Source organism: Tsukamurella tyrosinosolvens, assembly GCF_900104775.1.
Taxonomy (GTDB): Bacteria; Actinomycetota; Actinomycetes; order Mycobacteriales; family Mycobacteriaceae; genus Tsukamurella; species Tsukamurella tyrosinosolvens.
Map to the genome: position 1 here is coordinate 2143124 of NZ_FNSA01000003.1, position 20845 is coordinate 2163968.

Below are 20845 nucleotides of genomic sequence, written 5' to 3' on the forward strand. Positions count from 1 at the left end.
CCTACAGACCGCGCGCGGCCCGGCCCGGCTTCTTCCAGGTGGCCGCGTTGGTCGCGGCCACGCCGACCGCGGCGATTAGGACGAGGAGCCAGAATCCGGTCGCGCCCCAGTGGTGGTGATGGGCGAGCTCGTAGGTCTCCTTGATCGCGATGAGCGCCGCGCCGCAGGCCACGATCATCCACGCCCGGGCGACGGCGAAGAACCGCGCGAGCTTCGCCAACTGCGCGGTGTCGAGGCGCTCGCCGAGCGTGTTCAGGAACGCGGACTGGCGTCGCCGGGTGAGGAACATCGCGACCGGCGGCACGAGCCACCACCAGCGCGACAGATGCGAGGGCGGCGCGGTACTGCGGACGACCTCGCCGATGCCGCTCAGTTCGGTCGCCTCCGCCTCCAGCTCCAGTCGCGCTTGGATCATCGGCCCCGCGACGAGCAGCCATCCGCCCAGGTACGCGGCCCAGCGGATCAGCGTTTCGAGCACCGGATCAGATGGTGCCGCTGAAGGTGTCGCACTGCGCGGGAGCGCCGGTCCGGTAGCCCTGCGAGAACCACCGCACGCGCTGCTCCGACGTGCCGTGCGAGAAGGACTCGGGGTTGACGTTGCGTCCCGCGTTGCGCTGGATCGTGTCGTCGCCGATGGCCTGCGCGGTGGTGATCGCGTCCGAGATCTCCTCCTGCGTCAGCGGCTTGAGCATGGCGTCGGGTCCCTTGTCGGCGTGCGCCGCCCAGACCCCCGCGTAGCAGTCGGCCTGCAGCTCGACACGGACCGAGCCGCCCTGAGCGCCGCGTCCCTGCTGCGACTTGTTGATGTCGCCGAGCAGGGTCTGGACGTGGTGGCCGAACTCGTGGGCGACGATGTACTCCTGCGAGAACGGCGCGTTCGTGCCGCCCATCTTCTTGATCACGCGATCCATGAAGTCGAGCTGGAACACGGCGACCTGATCGCTCGGGCAGTAGAAGGGGCCGGTATCGGCGCCCGCGACGCCGCACGCGGTGTTGATGGACTGCGCGCCCACCGGCATGATCTTCGTCCCGCCGCGCGGGGGCTGGTAGCCGCGCAGGACCGTCGGCCACACCTTGTCCAGGGAGATCGTGGTGGCCTTGATGCGGCAGGCCGTGTCGCTGTTCGCCTGCTCCTTGGTGCAGTTCTTGAGCTTCTCGTCGAGCTGCTGCTCCGCCTGGGAGAGACCGGGCCCCGCTTGCTGCGGCGCCTGTGTCATCCCTCCGGTGCTGCCGGTGAGGAAATAGATGAGCAGGCCGATCACGACTGTGCCGATGCTGCCGCCGCCGATCACCATGCCGCGGCCCATGCCGCCACCGCCGCCTGCGCTGACGTTGCCGCCCTCGAGCGGCCCGTTGCCCTGAAAGGTCATGCGCACAGCATTCCATGACAGGGGTGAGATCGTGAACCGGTTCGCCCCGTAGCATGACAGGCGCTGAAAGATTCCCTGTCGAAAGGACACCCCGAAAGTGCTGCGCACTCACCTGGCCGGATCGTTGCGTGCGGAGGATGCCGGCACCGTCGTCACCCTCGCGGGCTGGGTGGCGCGTCGGCGTGACCACGGCGGAGTGATCTTCATCGACCTGCGCGACAGCTCCGGCGTCGCGCAGGTCGTCTTCCGCGAGTCGGACGTCGCCGAGCAGGCGCACCGGCTGCGGTCCGAGTACTGCGTGCTGGTGACCGGCACCGTCGAGAAGCGGCCCGAAGGCAGCGAGAACCCGAACCTGCCGTCGGGCGCCATCGAGGTCAACGTGACCGAGCTGACGGTGCTCAACGAGTCGGCGCCGCTGCCCTTCCAGCTCGACGAGGAGCCGGGCGAGGAGGCGCGCCTGAAGTACCGCTACCTGGACCTGCGCCGCGAGGCCCCCGCCGCCGCGATCAAGCTGCGCAGCCAGGCGAACGCCGTGGCGCGCAACATCCTGGCGCTCAACGACTTCACGGAGATCGAGACGCCGACGCTGACCCGGTCCACCCCGGAGGGCGCCCGTGACTTCCTGGTGCCCGCGCGCCTGCGTCCCGGCACCTTCTACGCGCTGCCGCAGAGCCCGCAGCTGTTCAAGCAGCTGCTCATGGTCGCGGGCATGGAGCGGTACTACCAGATCGCGCGCTGCTACCGCGACGAGGACTTCCGCGCCGACCGCCAGCCCGAGTTCACCCAGCTCGACATCGAGATGAGCTTCGTGGACCAGGAGGACGTGATCGCCCTCGGCGAGCAGATCGTCAAGGCCCTCTGGTCGCTCATCGGTCACGAGATCCCCACCCCGATCCCGCGCCTGACCTACGCCGAGGCGATGCGCCGCTTCGGCTCGGACAAGCCGGACCTGCGCTTCGGGCTCGAACTGGTCGAGTGCACCGAGTACTTCAAGGACACCCCGTTCCGCGTCTTCCAGGCGCCGTACGTCGGTGCGGTCGTCATGCCGGGCGGCGCGAGCCAGCCCCGTCGCCAGCTCGACGCCTGGCAGGAGTGGGCCAAGCAGCGCGGCGCCCGCGGCCTCGCGTACGTGCTGATCGGCGAGGACGGCGAGCTCACCGGCCCCGTCGCCAAGAACCTCTCGGACGACGAGCGCGCAGGCCTCGCGGCCCACGTGGGTGCCCAGCCGGGCGACTGTGTCTTCTTCGCCGCCGGCCCCACCAAGACGATGCGCGCCCTGCTCGGCGCGGCCCGCGGCGAGATCGCCGACAAGCTGGCCCTGATCAAGGACGGCGACTGGGCCTTCACCTGGGTCGTCGACGCCCCGCTGTTCGAGCCCGCGGACGACGCGACCGCCTCGGGCGACGTGGCCGTCGGCGACGGCGCCTGGACGGCCGTGCACCACGCCTTCACGAGCCCCAAGCCGGAGTCGATCGACACCTTCGACACCGATCCGGGCAGCGCGCTGGCCTACGCCTACGACATCGTCTGCAACGGCAACGAGATCGGCGGCGGCTCGATCCGTATCCACCGCAAGGACGTTCAGGAGCGCGTGTTCGCGATCATGGGCATCGACGAGGAGCAGGCCCGCGAGAAGTTCGGCTTCCTCCTCGACGCCTTCTCCTACGGCGCCCCGCCGCACGGCGGCATCGCGTTCGGCTGGGACCGCGTGGTCTCGCTGCTGGCCGGCGCGCCGTCGATCCGCGAGGTCATCGCTTTCCCGAAGTCGGGCGGCGGCGTCGACCCGCTGACCGACGCGCCCGCGGCCATCACGGTGCAGCAGCGCCGCGAGTCGGGCATGGACGCGAAGCCCAAGAAGCCCGAGCAGGCCGCCGCGGACCAGGGCGCCGAGCAGAAGTAGCCGCGTGCGCCACATCCGGGTGATCAGCCCGCCGGACCGCACCGACGCGGTGCTCGCGCTGCTGCGGTCGCGGCCGGGGGTCACCCACATCACGTTGGCGCTCGGTGCGTCGCTCGTCCCCGCGGGCGACGTGCTCAGCGCGGAGGTCACCCGGGAGGCCGCGCACCGCGTGCTGCAGGGCCTCGAGGAGCTCGGCATCCCCGCCGACGGCGCCGTCACCGTCTCGACGTTGGACACGGTCCTCTCCGATGCCGCGGATGCGGCGGAGAAGGCCGTGCCCGGCGACCCGTCGGACGCCGTGGTCTGGGAGGAACTGACCGCCCGGACCCGCGAGGAGTCGACGCTCAACTCGACCTTCCTCGCCTTCCTGGTGCTGGCGGTGCTGCTGGCCGCGGTCGGCGTGGTGACGAACTCGCCGGTCACGGTGGTCGGCGCGATGGTCGTGGGGCCCGAGTTCGGGCCGCTCGCAGCGATCGCGGTGGCGCTCGCCACCCGTCGTCTGCACTTCGCGGTGCGCCCGGTGATCGCGCTGTCCGTCGGCTTCCCCGTGGCGATGTTGTGCACCTGGCTGGGCGCCGAGGCGGCGCTCGCCGCCGACCTGTTCACCGTCGACGTCCTCGACTCCGCGGGCCAGGTCGACTTCATCTACCGCGTCGGGCCGTTCTCGCTCATCGTCGCGCTCCTCGCGGGCGCCGCGGGCATGATCTCGATGGTGACCGCGAAGTCGGCCGCCCTGGTGGGCGTCTTCATCTCGGTCACGACGGTGCCCGCGGCGGGATACGCCGTCGTGGCCGCGACGGTCGGGGAGTGGCAGCGCGCGCTCGAATCGACGGGGCAGCTCGCGATCAACCTCGTCGGCATCGTCGTCGCGGGGGTCCTGGTGCTGGTGCTGCGGCCCGCGGCGTGGCGCGACATGCGGGAGCAGGTGGGCCTGTGAGCATCGACGCGCTCCGCGACCTCGACGCGGCCGGCCTGCGCCGGCTGTCGGCGCGGGTCCGCGGCCTCATCGACGACGAGGGCATCACCTACAACGCCCTCGACGCGCTGCCCGGCGTCCACGATCCGGCGATTCCCGGCGCCGCGACCGAGCCGGGGCCGTGGCGCCTCGACCCGTTGCCCGTCCTCCTCGGTGCGGAGGAGTGGGACGCCCTCGCGCGCGGCGTCGCGCAGCGCTCCCTGCTGCTCGACGCGGTGCTCAAGGACTTCTACGGCGAACAACGCACCCTCCGCACCGGCACCGTCCCGCCCGAGCTGCTGTTCGCGCATCCCGGCTTCATCCGGCGGGCCGTCGGCGTCCCGTCGCCCGGGCCGCGTTCGCTGTTCCTGCACGGCGTCGACCTCGGCGAGGCCGCCGGCGACGAGGTGAGCGGGTACGTCGCGGTCGCCGACCGCACCCAGGCCCCCTCGGGCGTCGGCTACGCACTCGCCGACCGCCGGGTGACCTCCCGCGCTCTGCCGCGCGAGCTCCGGTCCGAGACCCCGCGGCCCGTCGCCTCGTTCGCGGCGGCGCTGCGCGTCCAGCTGGTCGAGGCCGCCCCGCCCGGCGTGGACGATCCGACCGTCGTCGTCCTCAGCCCGGGCTCGTTCTCCGAGACCGCCTTCGACCAGGCCTACCTGGCCTCGGTCCTCGGCTTCCCGCTCGTCGAGGCGTCCGACCTGACGGTGCGCGACGGAGGCGTGTTCATGCGTTCGCTCGGCCGGATGAAGCGCGTCCACGTGATCCTGCGCCGCGTCGACTCCGAGTTCTCCGACCCGCTGGACCTGCGCACCGACTCGCAGCTCGGCGTCGTCGGCCTGGTGGAGATGATGACCCGCGGGGCCGTCACCGTCGTCAACACGCTCGGCTCGGGCGTCCTCGAGAACCCGGCCCTGCACGCCTACCTGCCGCAGCTGTGCCGCGACCTGCTCGACGAGGACCTGCTGCTGCCGTCCACGCCGACCCTGCACGCCGCGACCCCGGCCGGACGCGCCGCCGTCGACGGCCCGCTCGACGACCGGCTCGTCCTCAACTTCGCCACGGGGGAGCGCTTCGCCGGCGGGGCGCTCACCGCCGACCGGGCCGACGACCTGCGGCAGCGGATCGCCGCCGACCCGACGGTCTGGTGCATCAAGACGCTCGTGCCGTTCACCGGCCGGCCCGCCGTCGAGCGCGGCACCGTGACGGAACGGGGCTTCGCCCTGCGCGCCTTCGCGCTCGCGCAGGAGTCCGGGTACACGGTCCTGCCGGGCGGGCTCGGCCAGGTGCTCGTCGACGGTGCGGACGCCGCGCTGCTGCACTCGTCGGCCGCTCGCGACGTGTGGGTGCCCTCGTCGGAGGACCTGCGCGCCCCCGCCCGGGTGGCGACCGCGCCCCGGTCGGGCCGGATCGGCGCCTCCGCCAGCGGCCCCGTGGCGACGCCCCGCGTGCTCTCGGACCAGTTCTGGATCGGCCGGTACGCGGAGCGCGCCGAGGCGACCGTGCGGATGCTGTCGATGGCGCACGACCGGAGCCGCGAGTTCCGGCACCGCCCGTGGCAGGCGGGGGCCGACGTGCTGCAGCCGCTGCTCGACGCGGTGGTCGCGGCCACCGTGACCGAGGAGCTGGGGCCGATCGTCGTGGAGGGCACCGAGCAGACCGACGTGCTCGCGCGGTTGCGCCGCCTCACCCTCGATGTGGACGTGCCGGGCAGCGTCGCGCACTCCGGCGTGCGCCTGCGGGCGTGCCTGCGGGCCGTCCGCGACCAGATGTCCACCGATACCTGGCTGGTGCTCAGCGGCGCCGAACGCTCGCTCGGGCGGCTCGCCGCCGACCGCGACGACGCGGGGGAGCAGCTCGACCAGACCCTCGGGGAGGTCCTGGTCTCGCTGCTGGCGTTCGCCGGCCTCGGCCGGGAGTCGCTGGTGCAGGACCCGGCGTGGCTCATGATGGACGCCGGCCGCAGGATCGAGCGCGCGCTGCAGCTCACCGCGGTGACCCGCGCGATGGTGGTTCCCGAGAATCCCGCCGAGATCGAGGCGGGCCTCCTCGACGCGTACCTCGTGACCTGCGAGTCCGCCGTCACCTACCGGCGTCGGCACCGTGCCGTGCTTCGCGCGGGCGCCGCCGTCGACCTGATGTTCCTCGACGCGACGAATCCGCGCTCGCTCGTCTCCGCGCTCACGGCACTCTCCGCCGACCTGGCGCAGCTGCCCGACGAACTGCGCAGCGCGACCTGCGAGCGCACCGTCGGTGAGGTCCTCGCGCAGCTGGGACGGTTCGACCTCGACGACGCGGAGACGATCGTCGACGGGCGCCGTTCGGAGATCGAGGTGCTGCTGGACGCCGTCGACGAGGGCGTGCGAGACGTGTCGGACGTGCTGGAGCGGACCCGCTTCGCGCCGCCCGCGGCGGCCCGTCCGATCTGGGTGGGGGTGCAGTCGTGGGGCTGAGTTTCTCCCGGCGCACCGAGGACTCCCGGACGCGCCGGTACCGCGTGGTGCACGAGACCACCTACAGCTACGACGCGGAGGTCACCTCCAGCTTCGGCCGCTGCTACCTCTCACCGCGGGAGCTGTCCGATCAGCGGGTCGACGAGCACGCCATCACCGTCGGTCCCGAACCGTCGGACCGCTCCGAGGGCGTCGACGCGTACGGCAACACCGACACCTACTTCCACGTGACCACGCCGCACACCCGGCTGCTGGTGCGCGGCGAGTCCGTCGTCGAGGTCGACCCGCTGGACCGCGCGATCACCGACGAGGGACCGGCCCTCGCGCCGTGGGAGCTCGCCCGGCCCGTCGGCGAGGCGGGGGCGCTCGCCGCGCAGTACCGCCTCGACCAGCGGCCGGCCGAGATCGACGACGCCGTGCGCGCCTACGCCGACGCGATCTTCACGCCGGGGAAGCCGCTGGTGGAGGCCGTCGAGGAGCTGACCACGCGGATCTACACAGATTTCGCCTACAAGTCGGGGGCGACGAACGTCTCGACCCGCGTCGGCACCGTCATGGAGCGGCGCGAGGGCGTGTGCCAGGACTTCGCGCGCGTCGCGATCGCCTGCCTGCGGTCCAAGGGCCTGGCCGCGCGGTACGTCTCCGGCTACCTCGCCACCGAGCCGCCGCCCGGTCAGGACCGGGTCGTCGGCGCCGGTGCCACCCACGCCTGGGCGGCCGTGTGGCTGCCCGGCGACGCGTGGCTGCCCTTCGACCCCACCAACAACAAGTTCGTCGACGAGCGGCACGTGACCGTCGCCTGGGGGCGCGATTACGAGGACGTTCCACCCCTGCGCGGCGTCATCTACACCGAATCGAAGGGATCGAAGATCCATGTCTCCGTGGACGTCGCGCCCCTGCCCGACTGAGGTAGGTTGGAACTGATGGTCACCGCGCTGGGGTACGAGACGACGAGGGCGGCTCTCACTGCGGTGGAGGGCCTGCTGGGTCGCCGGGTCGGCGCCTCCGTCGACCTGGGCGAACCCGAGGATCTGGGCGGTTCCGGCCGCACGCTGGTGATGCGCGTGCGGGTGCTGCACAACAATCCGCTGTTGCCCCGTTCCGTCGTGATCAAGCAGCTGCGCGCCGCCGATCACACCGACAAGGACTACTCCGAGGCCTTCGCCCGTGAGGGCGCCGCGTACAAGTTCGCGACGGCGCTCCCCGTCGACGCCCGGCCGGGCCCGCAGCTCCTCGCCTCCGACGCCGAGGAGCGCATCCTCGTCCTGCAGGACTTGGGCGAGGGCGAGACGATGGGCGACCTGCTGCGGCGGACGCCGTCGTCGGGTGCGGCCACCGTGCTCTCCGCCTGGGCCCAGGCCCTCGGTCGCATGCACGCCGGCACCTACGGCCGCGAGCGCGACCTGTCCGTGCTCGCCCGGCGCGAGCACACCGACTCCCGCAACGATCCCGTCGCCGGCGAGGCCGCTCGTGCCGCCGACGCCGTGCCGGCGGCCGTGGGCGGGGTCGACGAGACCGCCCGCGCCGTGCTCGACGCCGCCGTGGCCCTGTTCACCGAGGGGCCGTTCCGCGCCTTCAGCCCGTCCGACGTGGGCCCCGACAACACGCACGTCGTGGGCGGCGCCGTCCGATTCCTCGATTACGAGTGGGCGGGATTCCGCGACGGCGCGCTGGACGTCGCCTACGTGCTGCTGACGTACCCGGACTGCACCGAGGACGGCCACGATCCCGACCTGGACGTCGCGATCGTGGAGGCATGGCGTTCCGAGGTCGTGCGGTTGTGGCCCCGGCTGGCCGACGACGTGGCGCTCCGTCGCCACGTGACCACCGCGAAGCTGGCGTGGCTCACGCTCGCCACCTACTGGGCGCTCGGACTCGACTCCGCGAGCCGCATCGACGCCGGCCACCTCGACAGCCTCCCGGCCTGGTCCTACGACGACCTCGCCGCCCGCTGGGACCGGCTGGCCGCCGCCGACCCGCGCGTGCGCGACTTCGCCGTCGCCGCCGCCGCGAAGGTCCGCACGCTATGACCCGCCCCGCGGAGGTCCGCGCCCGGTGACCGGTTCCCTGTTCGGCGACGACGGGGACCTCGGAGCGCCACCCGAAGCACCCCCGTCCCGGGGACCGGTCGAGTTCGTCCCCACCCACGCGGGCACCCCGCTCGCGGTCCGCATGCGGCCCCGCGACCTCGACGAGGTGCTCGGTCAGGAGCACCTGCTCGGCCCCGGGACGCCGCTGCGCCGCCTCATCGACGGTGCCGGCGCGGCCAGCGTGATCCTCTACGGCCCGCCCGGCACCGGGAAGACGACCATCGCCTCGCTGATCTCGGGCGCGACGGGGCGCCGGTTCGAGGCGCTCTCCGCGCTCTCGGCGGGCGTCAAGGACGTGCGCGCCGTCATCGAACTGGCGCGCCGCCGCCTCCTCGTCGACGAGCAGACGGTGCTGTTCATCGACGAGGTGCACCGGTTCTCCAAGGCGCAGCAGGACGCGCTGCTCGCCGCGGTCGAGAACCGGGTCGTGCTGCTCGTCGCGGCCACCACCGAGAATCCCAGCTTCTCCGTGGTCTCGCCGCTGCTCTCGCGCTCGCTCATCCTCCAGCTACGGCCCCTGGAGCCGTCGCACATCTCGGAGCTCATCGACCGCGCCTTGTCGGACCCGCGGGGCTACGACGGTGCGCTGACCATCGCCGACGAGGCCCGCGAGCACCTCGTGCGCCTCGCCGGCGGCGACGCCCGGCGCTCGCTCACCGCCCTGGAGGCCGCCGCCGACGTCACCCTGGGGGAGGGCGGCAACGAGATCACCCTCGAGGCCGTCGAGTCCAGCATCGACACCGCCGCCGTCCGCTACGACCGCGCGGGTGACCAGCACTACGACGTCATCAGTGCCTTCATCAAGTCGATCCGCGGCTCCGACGTCGACGCGGCGCTGCACTACCTGGCCCGCATGATCTCGGCGGGCGAGGACCCGCGGTTCATCGCCCGCCGGCTCGTGGTGCACGCCTCGGAGGACATCGGCATGGCCGACCCGCAGGCGCTGCTCGTCGCCACCGCTGCCGCGCAGGCCGTGCAACTCATCGGCATGCCCGAGGCGAGACTCGCGCTGGCACAGGCGACGATCCACCTCGCCTCGGCACCCAAGTCCGACGGGGTCGTCGCCGCGATCGGCGCCGCCATGGGCGACGTGGCCGCGGGCAAGGCCGGCGCCGTGCCGCCGCACCTGCGCGACGGTCACTACGCCGGCGCGGAGAAGCTCGGCAACGCCCAGGGCTACGTGTACCCGCACCACGTCCCCGGCGGCGTCGCCGCGCAGCAGTACCCGCCCGACGACCTGGTGGGCGTCGACTACTACACCCCCACCGACCACGGCTTCGAACGCGAGATCGGCCCGCGGGTGACGCGGCTGCGCGGGATACTCAGGCGGAGGTAGAGGGCACCGCGTGACGGTGGCGAGGAAGCTAGATGCGGGGGCACGCGGCGCGTCGGTAAGGTGGTCGGGTCGCTGTAACGCTCGATGACACAAGAACACGAAGGATCGTTGTGCAGACCCATGAGATTCGGAAGCGGTTCACGGACCACTTCGTCAAGGCCGGACACACCCAGGTGCCGAGTGCGTCGCTGGTCCTGAACGATCCGAATCAGCTGTTCGTCATCGCGGGCATGGTGCCCTTCGTGCCGTTCTTCCTGGGCCAGCAGACCCCGCCGTACGACCGCGCCACGTCGATCCAGAAGTGCGTCCGCACCCTGGACATCGAAGAGGTCGGCATCACCACCCGGCACAACACCTTCTTCCAGATGGCCGGCAACTTCAGCTTCGGCGACTACTTCAAGCGCGAGGCGATCCGGTTCGCCTGGTCGCTGCTGACCAACCCGGTCGATGAGGGCGGCTTCGGGATGGATCCCGAGCGCCTGTGGTCGACGGTCTACCTCGACGACGACGAGGCCCGCGACCTGTGGCTCGAGGTGGGCCAGGTGCCCGAGCGCATCCAGCGCCGCGGCATGAAGGACAACTACTGGTCGATGGGCATCCCCGGCCCCGCCGGCCCGTGCTCGGAGATCTTCTACGACCGCGGCCCCGAGTACGGGGTCGAGGGCGGCCCCGAGGCCGACGAGGACCGCTACATCGAGATCTGGAACCTCGTCTTCATGCAGAACGAGCGCGGCCAGGGCGGCGGCAAGGAGAACTTCGAGATCCTCGGCGAGCTGCCGAAGAAGAACATCGACACCGGCATGGGCGTCGAGCGCGTCGCCTTCCTCCTGCAGGGCGTCGACAACGTCTACGACACGGACCTGTTGCGCCCCGTCATCGACCGCGCGCAGGCGCTCACCGGCCAGCGGTACAACGCCGGCGACGCCGAGCACGACCGGCTCTTCCGCGTGATCGCCGACCACACCCGTACCGCCGTCATGCTCATCCAGGACGGCGTGAACCCCGGCAACGACGGCCGCGGCTACGTGCTGCGCCGCCTGCTGCGCCGCGTCGTCCGCTCGGCCCGCCTCCTCGGCGCCACGGGCGAGACCATGGGCGACTTCGTCGACACCGTCCTGTCGACGATGTCGCCGTCGTACCCCGAGCTCGCCGACGACGCGCAGCGCATCCGCACCGTCGCCACCGGCGAGGAGCAGGCCTTCCTCAAGACCCTCGAGCAGGGCACCACGCTGTTCGGCAACGCCGTCGACTCCACCAAGTCGTCCGGCAAGACGGTGCTCTCGGGCGACGACGCCTTCACGCTGCACGACACCTACGGCTTCCCGATCGACCTCACGCTGGAGATGGCCTCGGAGGCCGGCCTGCAGGTCGACGAGGACGGCTTCCGCGCCCTCATGGCCGAGCAGCGCCAGCGGGCCAAGGACGATGCGAACTCCCGCAAGTCGGCGCTCGCCGACCTCTCGGTCTTCCGTGAGTTCCTCGACCGCGGTCCCACCGAGTTCACCGGCTTCGACGAGCTGGTCTCCGACGCCCAGGTCCTCGGCCTCGTCAAGGACGGCGTCCGGGTTCCCGTCGCGCACCAGGGCGACGACGTCGAGATCGTCCTCGACCGCAGCCCCCTCTACGCCGAGGCCGGCGGCCAGCTCGCCGACATCGGCACCATCACCACCGCCGCCGGCGCACAGATCGTCGTGACCGACGTGCAGCGCGTCGCCAAGACCCTGTGGCGTCACCAGGGCACCGTCGCCTCCGGCGAGGTCTCCGAGGGCGACACCGTCACCGTCGCGGTCGACGGCGGCCACCGCCACGGCAGCACCCAGGGCCACTCCGGCACCCACCTCGTGCACGCCGCGCTGCGCCAGGTCCTCGGCCCCAACGCCGTGCAGGCCGGCTCGCTCAACAAGCCCGGCTACCTGCGCTTCGACTTCCGCTGGTCCGGCGGCCTCACCGACGACCAGCGCACCGACATCGAGCGCGTCACCAACGAGGCCGTGCAGGCCGACTACGCCGTGAACACGGAGGTCACCGACCTGGAGACCGCCAAGCAGCGCGGCGCGATGGCGCTGTTCGGCGAGAACTACGGCGACCGGGTCCGCGTCGTCGAGATCGGCGGTCCGTTCTCGATGGAGCTGTGCGGCGGCACGCACGTCGCCAGCTCGGGCCTCGTCGGCCCCGTCACCGTGCTCGGCGAGAGCTCCGTCGGCTCGGGCGTGCGCCGCGTCGAGGCCTACGTGGGCCTCGACTCGCAGAAGTACCTCGCCAAGGAGCACGCGCTCGTCTCCGCGCTGTCGAGTTCGCTCAAGGTGCCCTCCGATGAGGTACCGGCCCGCGTCGAGTCGCTGGTCAGCCGCCTCAAGGACGCCGAGAAGGAGCTCGAGAAGCTGCGCGCGCAGGCCGCGTTGTCGGCGCTGGCCGAGCTCGCCTCGTCGCCCGAGCGCGTCGGCGCCGTCCGGCTCGTGGCCGCGAAGGCGCCCCAGGGCGTCACCGCGGGCGAGCTCCGCGGCCTGGTCACCCAGCTCAAGGGCCGCCTCGGCGCCGAGCCCGCCGTCATCGCCCTGTTCGCGGTCGACGGCGACAAGGTGCCGTTCGTGGTGGCCGCCAACGACGCAGCGCAGGACCTGGGTGTCAAGGCGGGCGACGTGGTCAAGGCCGCGGCCCCCTCGGTGGGCGGCCGCGGCGGCGGCAAGGCCGACATGGCGCAGGGCGCCGGATCGGACGCCTCCGGGGTCGACGGTGCGCTCTCCGCGGTCCGGGCCGAGGTCGCGCGGACGGTGGGCGCCTGACGGTGAGCGCCGCGGAACCCGCCTGGGAGCGGGGCCGGCGGCTGGCCCTCGATGTGGGCAAGGCCCGCATCGGGGTGGCCGTCTGCGATCCCGACGGGATCCTCGCGACGCCGGTGGAGACGGTCCGCGCGGCCAAGGACGGATCGGACCTGCGCCGGATCGCGCAGCTCGTGACCGACTACGAGCCGGTGGAGATCGTGATCGGGATGCCGCGCACCCTCCGCGGGGAGCGCGGTTCCTCGGCGAAGATGGCGGAGGTGTTCGCACGGCGGCTCGCCGAGGTTCTCGGTGCCGCGAACGCAACGCCGCCGCGGGTATGTTTTTTCGATGAGCGCTTCACCACCGTCACGGCGCAGCGGGCGCTGCGCGAGAACGGGGTGCGGGCGAAGGAGCAGCGAGCGGTGATCGATCAGGCCGCCGCGGTGGCCATCCTGCAGGGATGGCTCGACGAGCGGAGGCCGGTGTCCGGTCCCGAGGAGGTCGACGAGTGAGCGACGGGTGGAACAACGAGCGCGCCGATCCGGTGGCGATCGGCGGGCAGCGCACCACCCGCGCGGAGCGGCGACGCGCCGCGCAGCGGGAGCGGATCAAGCGCCGGCGCCGGGTGGCTCTGCTGTCGCTGATCGTGGTCTTCCTGGTCGTCATCGGCGGCGTGCTGTGGACGGTGCGCGGCTCCCTGTTCGGCGGCGGCTCCGCGCCCGAGGACTACGCCTCCGGCCAGGCGGGCCCCGAGGTCGTGGTCCACATCGTCGGCCAGAACAATTCCGACTTCGCGCAGAACCTCGTGGATGCGGGCGTGGTGAAGTCCGTGGGCGCGTTCAATCAGGCCGCGGGTGACAAGCCGATCTCCGCGGGCTACTACGAGCTGCGCAAGTCGCTGCCCGCGTCGGAGGTCGTCACCATGCTGGTGGACCCGGCGCGCTCGCACCGCGTGGGCATGCTCAACGTCTCGGCCGGCGCGGTCCTCGACGACAAGCGCAGCAAGGACAACAAGGTCGCCCAGGGCATCTTCAGCCAGCTCTCCGCCGCGACCGCGCACACCGTCGACGGTGTGAAGAAGCAGACCCCGAAGGCCGACTTCGTCCGGGTCGCCTCCAGCGCGAGCGTCGCCGACCTGGGCATCCCCGAGTGGGCCGCCGCCACCGTCACCCGGCTCAAGGGCGACCACCGCCGCATCGAGGGGCTCATCGCGCCGGGCATCTGGGACCAGATCGACCCGTCGGGCACGCCCATCGGCATCCTCAAGCAGCTCATCACGGCGTCGGCGAAGCAGTACGAGGCGCAGGGCCTGCTGACCGCGAGCCGCACGTCGCCGGCGAAGCTCGCGCCGTATCAGGTGCTGGTGTCGGCGTCGATCGTGGAGCGCGAGGTCAACCAGGCCGACGACTACCCGAAGGTCGCCCGCGTGATCCTCAACCGGCTCGCCAAGGACCAGAAGCTGGAGATGGACTCGACGGTCAACTACGGCGAGGCCGTCACCGGCATCGACGTCGCCGGCGAGAAGCTGCTCAAGAAGACCGAGTGGAACACCTACGCCAAGACGGGCCTGCCCGCGACGCCCATCGGCGCCGTCGGCACGGATGCGTTGGTCGCCACCGAGAACCCGGCCCCCGGTCCGTGGCTGTACTTCGTCACCGTCGACAACAAGGGCACCACGCTGTTCACCGACGACTTCGCGCAGCACGAGCGCAACCGGCAGAAGGCGTGCGACACCAAGTTCCTGACGGTGGGCTGCGGGCCGTGATCCGGCGCGCCGCGGTCCTCGGAAAGCCGATCGCGCACTCGCTCTCGCCGGTCCTGCACGGTGCGGCGTTCGCCGCGCTCGGCCTCGACTGGACCTACGAGCGGATCGAGTGCGACGCGGAGGCGCTGCCCGGCCTCGTCGGCGGCTTCGGCCCCGAGTGGGTCGGCGTCTCGGTCACGATGCCCGGGAAGTTCGCGGCGCTGGAGTTCGCGGAGGAGCGCACCGAGCGCGCCGTCACCGTCGGTTCCGCCAACACCCTGGTCCGCACGGAATCGGGCTGGCTCGCCGACTGCACCGACGTCGACGGTGCCGACGGCCTCCTGGCCGAGTGCGGCGCGACGGGGGAGTCCGCGGTCGTCGTCGGCGCGGGCGGCACGGCCCGCCCGGTGTTCGCCGCGCTCGCCGACCGGGGCTTCACCCGCACGACGGTCCTCGCCCGCTCGGAGGAGCGGGCACAGGGCGCGCTGGCCTGCGCCGAGGCGTTCGGTCTCGCCGCGGCCTGGGCGCCGCTCGCCGCTGCCGCGGTACCGCACGCCGACGTGGTGGTCTCCACGCTCCCCGGTTCCGCCCAGCCGGATGACTTCCCGTTGATGGACGCGCTGTCCTCGGCGGCCCCGGCCGTCGCCGACGTGGCCTACGATCCGTGGCCCACCCTGCTCGTGGCGGCCGCGGAGGCGAAGGGCGCTCGCACCGCGGGCGGCCTGACGATGCTGCTGCACCAGGCGTTCCGGCAAGCGGAGTGGTTCACCGGCGAGCCCGCGCCGCGCGCGGCGATGGCGGCGGCGCTCGCCGCCGCGAGGGAGGCACGATGAGTACCGACTTCCGCTACCGGTTCCGGCCGCGGTACTACGAGATCGACCGCCAGGGCGTCATGTTCAACATGTGGTACCTCGGCTACGTCGACACGGCGATCGGCGAGTTCTACGCCGACCGCGGCACGCCCTACGAGGCGATGCTCGCGGCCGGCTACGACTCGCAGGTGGTGCACGTCGAGCTCGACTACGCGGCGGGCCTGACCGACGAGGGCGACACCGAGCTGGTCATGCGGACCGGCCGGATCGGCACGAAGAGCTTCACGATCGAGTTCGTCTTCGTCACCGACCTCGACGCCGACGAGCCGACCGAGGCCGTCGCCGGCCGGATCGTGTACGCCGTGATCGCCGCCGACGGCTCGGGCGCCATCCCGATCCCCGATGCGCTGCGCGAGGCCCTGCAGGCCTGACACACTGACCCCGTGGAGTGGGGGCTCTTCGGGGGTGCGTTCTTGGCGTGGTGCGCCGCGCTGTGCTGGTTCGACGTGCGTGAGCGGCGGCTCCCGAACGTCCTGACCCTGCCCGCGGTGTGCGTCGCCCTCGGCGTCTCGCTCTGGGCGGTGTTCGACGGTGCGCCCGCCCCGTTGGTCGGGTTGACGCTCTGGACGGCGGTGAACGGCACGGCCTTCCTCGCCCGCGGAATGGGTGCCGGCGATGTGAAGCTGGCGCCGACGCTCGGCGCCGTGGCGGCCGGGGCGGGTGGGGTGCCGGCGGCGCTCCTCGCCGTCCTCGGGGCCCAGTTCCTCACGCTGGCGTGGGCGCTCGTCGCCCGCGACCGCACGGTGCCGCACGGCCCCGCGATGATCGCCGCGACTCTCGCTGTGGCGGCGTCGACCGCGTGATCAGGGCGTGGTGAGCCTGCGCAGAAGGCCGTCGAGGGTGTGGAGTTCGGCGTCGGTCAACGCGGAGAGCAGATCGCGCTCGCGGCGAATGTGCCCGGGGAGGAGTCGTTCGATGAGCCCTCGGCCCGCTTCGGTGAGCGTCACCGTCTTCCCTCGGCCGTCGGTCGGGCTCGGGGTCCGTGCGACGAGACCGGCGCTCTCAAGCCGATCGAGACGCGAGGTGAGGCCGGCGCGGGTGATGAGCAGCTGGTCGGCGAGGGCCGCAGGGGCGAGGGCATAGGGCGGGCCGGAGCGGCGGAGGGTCGCGAGCACGTCGAACTCACCGCGACGGAGTCCTTCGTCCTCCAGCGGTCCTTCGATCGCGGCGCGGCCGGCCGCCTCGAGGTGCGCGAGGCGGCCGACGATGCTCATCGGCAACGTGTCGAGGTCGGGGTACTCGGTGCGCCACTGGGCCATGGCGGCGTCGACGTCATGCACGGGCCGAGAGTACGCCTTGACGCCAGTAGTTCGAGGGTGAACTATATAGTTAGAAGTCGAACTACATTGGAGGCGTCATGATCGTTCGGAATCCGGAACTCGTCGGCGAGGCGTCGGGGCCGCAGGTCGCGTTGTTCGCGGACGCGTCGGCCACAGGGGAGACGGCGAGCGTGCAACGCGTGCACCTTCCAGCGGGCGCCGACGGCGCCTCACCCCATTTCCACACCCGGTCCACCGAGCTCTTCTACGTCCTCGACGGCGCCCTCGACATGCTGGTCGGCGAGGAGCTCGTCGCCGTCGAGGCGGGTGGCCTCGCGGTGATCCCACCGAACACGGTGCACGCCTTCGCCGCCGGACCCGCGGTTCCGGCGACCGCGCTCATCGTCCTGACGCCCGGCGTCGAGCGCTTCGGCTACTTCCGGCTGCTGCGCGACGTCGCGACCGGGGCGGCGGCACCGTCGGACCTGGTCGCGGCCCAGGATCAGTACGACAACCACTTCGTCGACAGCCCGCTCTGGCGTGAGCGTCCCCGCGGCGGACGGACGATTCCCTTGGATCCACGGTGAGCGCAAGGGGTCACAGACGAATCCGCGCCGCCTACCGTCGAATCCGTGACCGAATCGACCTCACGCCCTGTCCTCGGGATCGCCCTGGAGCCGTTCGGCTGGCATCCCGCAGCGTTCGCGGAGGTCGGCGCGGATCCACTGGAGGCCACCTCCGCGGAGCACTGGGTTGGGCTGGCCCGCTCCGCGGAGGCGGCTGCCGCCGACCTCGTGACCTTCGAGGACTCATTCTCGCTGACCGCCCGCGACCGCCTCACCGGCCGGTTCGACGCCACGCTCCTCGCCGCGCGCGTCGCGCCCGCGGTCCCGCGGATCGGCCTGGTCCCCACCGTGACCGCCACGCACACCGAGCCCTTCCACGCCTCGAAGGCCATCGCGACGCTGGACTACGTCAGTGGCGGCCGCGCCGGGGTGCTTCCCGCGACGACGGGCGCCGCCGCGGATGCGGCCCTGTTCGGCCGTAAGCAGCCGCAGGACCCGGTTTCTCGCGCCGCAGAGGCCCGTGAGTACGTCGAAGTGCTGCGCGACCTCTGGGACAGCTGGGAGGACGACGCGATCGTCAAGGACGTCGCCACCGGCCGGTTCGTCGATCGGGACCGCCTGCACTACATCGACTTCCAGGGCGAGAACTTCTCCGTCAAGGGGCCGTCGATCACGCCGCGCCCGCCGCAGGGTCGGCCGCCGGTGATCGTCCGCGTCACGGACGCCGCCGCGGAGGCCGTCGCCGCCGATGCGGACGTCGCGATCGTTCCGGCCGCGGCCGACGAGGACCTCGCCGACACTGCGCGACGGCTCCGTGCCGCCGGCGTCCCGCTGCTCCTCGTCGATGTCACCGTCCACCTCGCCGACTCCGAGCGGACTGCGCAGCGCCGTATCGAGAAGCTGGATCGCCGCGAGCCCGCGGACGACGACACGCTCGTCTTCGCGGGGACGGGGGAGTCGTTGGCGCGCACCGTCTCCGGGTGGCAGTCCCTCGGCTTCGACGGTGCGCGGCTCCGTCCCGGCGTCAACGCCGTCGACCTGCCCAGGCTCCGCGCGGCCTTCGCGCCACTGCTGCCCGGCGCGCCTCGGGCGGGAACGCTCCGCGAGATCCTCGGCCTCGCACCCGCGGTCAACCGTTTCGTCGCCGTGAAGGGGGCCTGATGACCGGGCTGAACGTTCTCGACCTCGCGCCCATCCCGGACGGCGGCACCCCGTCCGACGCGCTGCGCAACACGCTGGACTTGGCGCGCCGCGCCGAGGACTGGGGGTACGGCCGCTACTGGGTCGCCGAGCACCACTTCGCGCACGTGGCGAGCGCGGCTCCCGCCGTCCTCATCGGCGAGATCCTCGCCCGCACCAACCGGATCCGCGTCGGGTCGGCGGCCGTGCTCATCGGCTTCACCACCGCCCCGGCCGTCGCCGACGCCTTCGGCGTGCTGGCCGCGCTGCACCCCGGGCGCGTGGACATCGGACTCGGCCGGACGGGGCAGCGCCTGCGGACGCCCCCGCCCGGTGCCCCCGCGCCGAACCCCGCGATCGTCGCCGGTTACGAGCACCTCTACCACCCGAAGGCGGAGCCGCCGAGCTACACGCGGCAGGTCGAGGACGTCCTGGATCTGGTCGGCGGCACCTTCACCGCCGACGGCCACGCCTTGCGCTCCCCGGTTGCCGAGGCGGCGGCGGATGCCCCCGTGTGGATCTTCGGCAGCAGTGCGGGGGAGAGCGCGCAGCTCGCCGGCGCCCGCGGCCTGCCCTTCGTCGCCAACTACCACGTGAGCCCCGCGACCACCCTCGAGGCGGCCCAGGCCTACCGGGACGCGTTCCGGCCCTCCGACCGCCTCGCCGCACCGCACCTTGTGGTGAGCGCCGACGTGGTCGTGGGCGACACCGACGTGCAGGCACGGGAGCTCGCCGCGGGCTTCCCGGCCTGGGTGCACTCCATCCGGTACGGCACCGGCGCGATCGCCTACCCGCGCGACAGCGCCGCGCTCACGGACGAGGAGCGCGCCGCCGTCGCGGACCGGAGCGACACGCAGTTCGTCGGCGAACCGGGCCGCGTCGCCGACGGTCTCCGCGCACTCGTCGAGCGGACCAGCGCCGACGAGCTCGTGATCACCTCGGTCACCCACGACCACGCCGCGCGCCTGCGCAGCCACGAACTCCTCGCCAAGGAATGGGGTCTCCTGTGACGATCGACCGCACCGACGTCCCCGTCCGGGAGGGCTTGCACCGCAAGCCGATCCACCTGGCCGCGCACTTCCCGGGCGTCAACCACAACACCGTGTGGTCGGACCCCGCGGCGCGCAGCCAGGTGGAGTTCGAGTCGTTCGTGTACCTCGCCCGGGCCGCCGAGCGCGCCAAGTTCGACTTCTTCTTCCTCGCCGAGGGGCTGCGGCTGCGGGAGCACCTCGGGCGCATCCACGACCTCGACGTGGTCGGCCGACCCGATACGTTCACTGTGCTCACCGCGCTCGCCGCCGTCACCGACCGCATCGGCCTCGCAGGCACCATCAACACGACCTTCAACGAGCCCTTCGACGTGGCACGACAGTTCGCCACCCTCGACCACCTCAGCGGCGGCCGCGCCGCGTGGAACATGGTGACCAGCTCCGACGCCTTCACCGGCGAGAACTTCCGCCGCGGGGGCTACCTCGCCCACGCCGACCGGTACCACCGGGCCGACGAATTCGTCACCGTCGCGCGGAAGTTCTGGGACGGCTGGGATCGCGGCGACGTCGTCCACCACGGCACACAGTTCGACGTGCGGGGCGCGGCACCGTTGCCACCGTCGCCGCAGGGACATCCGGTCCTGCTGCAGGCGGGCGACTCCGGCGAGGGGCGCGACTTCGCCGCGGCGCAGGCGGACGCGATCTTCACCCGCCACGGCTCGCTCGAGAGCGGCCGTGCGTTCTACGCCGACGTCAAGCGCCGGGCCGCCGACCGCGGCCGGAACCCGGATCACCTCAAGGTCTTTCCCGGCGCCGCCGCCGTCGTCGGCGACACGACCGCCGAGGCGCAGGAGAAGGCCCACGACATCCGACGCCGGCAGGTGAGCCCACAGACCGCGCTGAACTTCCTCGAGCAGGTGTGGGGCAGGGAGCTGCAGTCCTTCGATCCCGACGGTCCGCTGCCCGACGTCGAGCCCGTGTACGACGCACCGGCGGTGCAGGGCCGCGTGCTGCACGCGGATCCGCGCGAGATAGTCGCGACGTACCGCGAGCGCGCCGAGGCGGGCGGACTCTCCATCCGCGAGCTCGTGATCGAGCTCAACACCCGGCCCCAGTTCGTGGGCACGGCCCAGCAGGTGGCCGACGAGATCGACACGTACATCCAGGCGGACGCCGCGGACGGCTTCATCCTGGTGCCGCACCTCACGCCCACGGGCCTCGACGAGTTCATCGACGGCGTCGTGCCGTTGCTGCAGGAGCGCGGTGCGTTCCGGACCGAGTACGCGGGAACCACCCTCCGCGATCACCTCGGCCTGCCCGTCCCGGAGACCGCGAGCGGAGTGCAGCGCGCCGGTTAGCGCATCTTCACT

The 20845-nt window shown here is 72.3% G+C and carries 19 protein-coding genes; 16 read left to right on the forward strand and 3 right to left on the reverse strand.

Translation table 11 applies throughout. The features are described from left to right. Nucleotide 1: 1 nt before the first annotated feature. Nucleotides 2-478, reverse strand: a complete 477-nt coding sequence (locus BLW32_RS11795; RefSeq protein ID WP_068525261.1) for a hypothetical protein — start codon at nucleotides 476-478, stop codon at nucleotides 2-4. Nucleotides 479-482: 4 nt separating this feature from the next. Next, complete coding sequence (ypfJ, locus tag BLW32_RS11800; protein ID WP_068525263.1) at nucleotides 483-1370, reverse strand: KPN_02809 family neutral zinc metallopeptidase; 888 nt, start codon at nucleotides 1368-1370, stop codon at nucleotides 483-485. Nucleotides 1371-1467: 97 nt separating this feature from the next. Between ypfJ and aspS the strand changes: the two genes are divergently transcribed. From aspS to BLW32_RS11860, 12 genes are all read left to right on the forward strand, one after another. Next, complete coding sequence (gene aspS / locus BLW32_RS11805) at nucleotides 1468-3270, forward strand: aspartate--tRNA ligase (protein WP_068742060.1); 1803 nt, start codon at nucleotides 1468-1470, stop codon at nucleotides 3268-3270. 4 nt (nucleotides 3271-3274) lie between these two features. Then, complete coding sequence (locus tag BLW32_RS11810) at nucleotides 3275-4207, forward strand: DUF389 domain-containing protein (RefSeq protein ID WP_068525267.1); 933 nt, start codon at nucleotides 3275-3277, stop codon at nucleotides 4205-4207. Further along, on the forward strand, nucleotides 4204-6678 hold the full coding sequence (locus BLW32_RS11815; protein ID WP_068742059.1) for a circularly permuted type 2 ATP-grasp protein: 2475 nt from the start codon (nucleotides 4204-4206) through the stop codon (nucleotides 6676-6678). Before BLW32_RS11810 ends, BLW32_RS11815 begins: the two co-directional genes overlap by 4 nt. Continuing rightward, nucleotides 6669-7586: a transglutaminase family protein gene (locus BLW32_RS11820; RefSeq protein WP_068742058.1), complete on the forward strand. Its 918-nt coding sequence runs from the start codon at nucleotides 6669-6671 to the stop codon at nucleotides 7584-7586. The genes BLW32_RS11815 and BLW32_RS11820 overlap by 10 nt, the downstream gene beginning before the upstream one ends. A 15-nt stretch (nucleotides 7587-7601) precedes the next feature. Next, on the forward strand, nucleotides 7602-8708 hold the full coding sequence (locus BLW32_RS11825) for a hypothetical protein (RefSeq protein ID WP_068742057.1): 1107 nt from the start codon (nucleotides 7602-7604) through the stop codon (nucleotides 8706-8708). 25 nt (nucleotides 8709-8733) lie between these two features. After that, a complete protein-coding gene (locus BLW32_RS11830; protein ID WP_139286136.1) occupies nucleotides 8734-10104 on the forward strand; it encodes a replication-associated recombination protein A in 1371 nt (456 codons plus the stop codon). 110 nt (nucleotides 10105-10214) lie between these two features. Next, nucleotides 10215-12887, forward strand: coding sequence for an alanine--tRNA ligase (alaS, locus tag BLW32_RS11835; RefSeq protein ID WP_068742056.1), 2673 nt, complete (start codon nucleotides 10215-10217; stop codon nucleotides 12885-12887). Between the two features lie 2 nt (nucleotides 12888-12889). Then, nucleotides 12890-13378: a Holliday junction resolvase RuvX gene (gene ruvX / locus BLW32_RS11840; RefSeq protein ID WP_225535501.1), complete on the forward strand. Its 489-nt coding sequence runs from the start codon at nucleotides 12890-12892 to the stop codon at nucleotides 13376-13378. Further along, a complete protein-coding gene (locus tag BLW32_RS11845; protein WP_068525277.1) occupies nucleotides 13375-14631 on the forward strand; it encodes an endolytic transglycosylase MltG in 1257 nt (418 codons plus the stop codon). Before ruvX ends, BLW32_RS11845 begins: the two co-directional genes overlap by 4 nt. After that, on the forward strand, nucleotides 14619-15443 hold the full coding sequence (locus BLW32_RS11850; protein ID WP_175546317.1) for a shikimate dehydrogenase: 825 nt from the start codon (nucleotides 14619-14621) through the stop codon (nucleotides 15441-15443). Before BLW32_RS11845 ends, BLW32_RS11850 begins: the two co-directional genes overlap by 13 nt. Next, a complete protein-coding gene (locus BLW32_RS11855) occupies nucleotides 15440-15853 on the forward strand; it encodes an acyl-CoA thioesterase (RefSeq protein ID WP_068626778.1) in 414 nt (137 codons plus the stop codon). The genes BLW32_RS11850 and BLW32_RS11855 overlap by 4 nt, the downstream gene beginning before the upstream one ends. A 12-nt stretch (nucleotides 15854-15865) precedes the next feature. Continuing rightward, the gene (locus tag BLW32_RS11860; protein WP_068742055.1) at nucleotides 15866-16285 is read left to right on the forward strand and encodes a prepilin peptidase; all 420 of its coding nucleotides are present in this window, start codon (nucleotides 15866-15868) and stop codon (nucleotides 16283-16285) included. On the opposite strand, the gene BLW32_RS11865 is transcribed toward BLW32_RS11860, so the two are convergent. Next, nucleotides 16286-16762 (reverse strand): MarR family winged helix-turn-helix transcriptional regulator, encoded by a 477-nt coding sequence (locus BLW32_RS11865; protein ID WP_225535499.1) that lies wholly within the window; start codon nucleotides 16760-16762, stop codon nucleotides 16286-16288. A 77-nt stretch (nucleotides 16763-16839) separates the two neighbouring features. On the opposite strand from BLW32_RS11865, the gene BLW32_RS11870 reads away from it, so the two are divergent. Genes BLW32_RS11870 through BLW32_RS11885 form a run of 4 tightly spaced genes read left to right on the forward strand, consistent with a single transcriptional unit; the run spans nucleotide 16840 to nucleotide 20833 of the window. Then, nucleotides 16840-17328, forward strand: a complete 489-nt coding sequence (locus tag BLW32_RS11870) for a cupin domain-containing protein (protein ID WP_068742054.1) — start codon at nucleotides 16840-16842, stop codon at nucleotides 17326-17328. 45 nt (nucleotides 17329-17373) lie between these two features. Further along, nucleotides 17374-18468, forward strand: coding sequence for an LLM class flavin-dependent oxidoreductase (locus tag BLW32_RS11875; protein WP_068742053.1), 1095 nt, complete (start codon nucleotides 17374-17376; stop codon nucleotides 18466-18468). Beyond that, nucleotides 18465-19496 carry an MsnO8 family LLM class oxidoreductase gene (locus tag BLW32_RS11880; protein WP_175546318.1) on the forward strand — a complete coding sequence of 344 codons (1032 nt, stop codon included), beginning with the start codon at nucleotides 18465-18467 and terminating at the stop codon, nucleotides 19494-19496. The genes BLW32_RS11875 and BLW32_RS11880 overlap by 4 nt, the downstream gene beginning before the upstream one ends. Then, entirely contained in the window at nucleotides 19481-20833 is a 1353-nt protein-coding gene (locus BLW32_RS11885) for an NtaA/DmoA family FMN-dependent monooxygenase (protein ID WP_068742051.1), read from the forward strand. The genes BLW32_RS11880 and BLW32_RS11885 overlap by 16 nt, the downstream gene beginning before the upstream one ends. Nucleotides 20834-20845 lie beyond the last annotated feature (12 nt).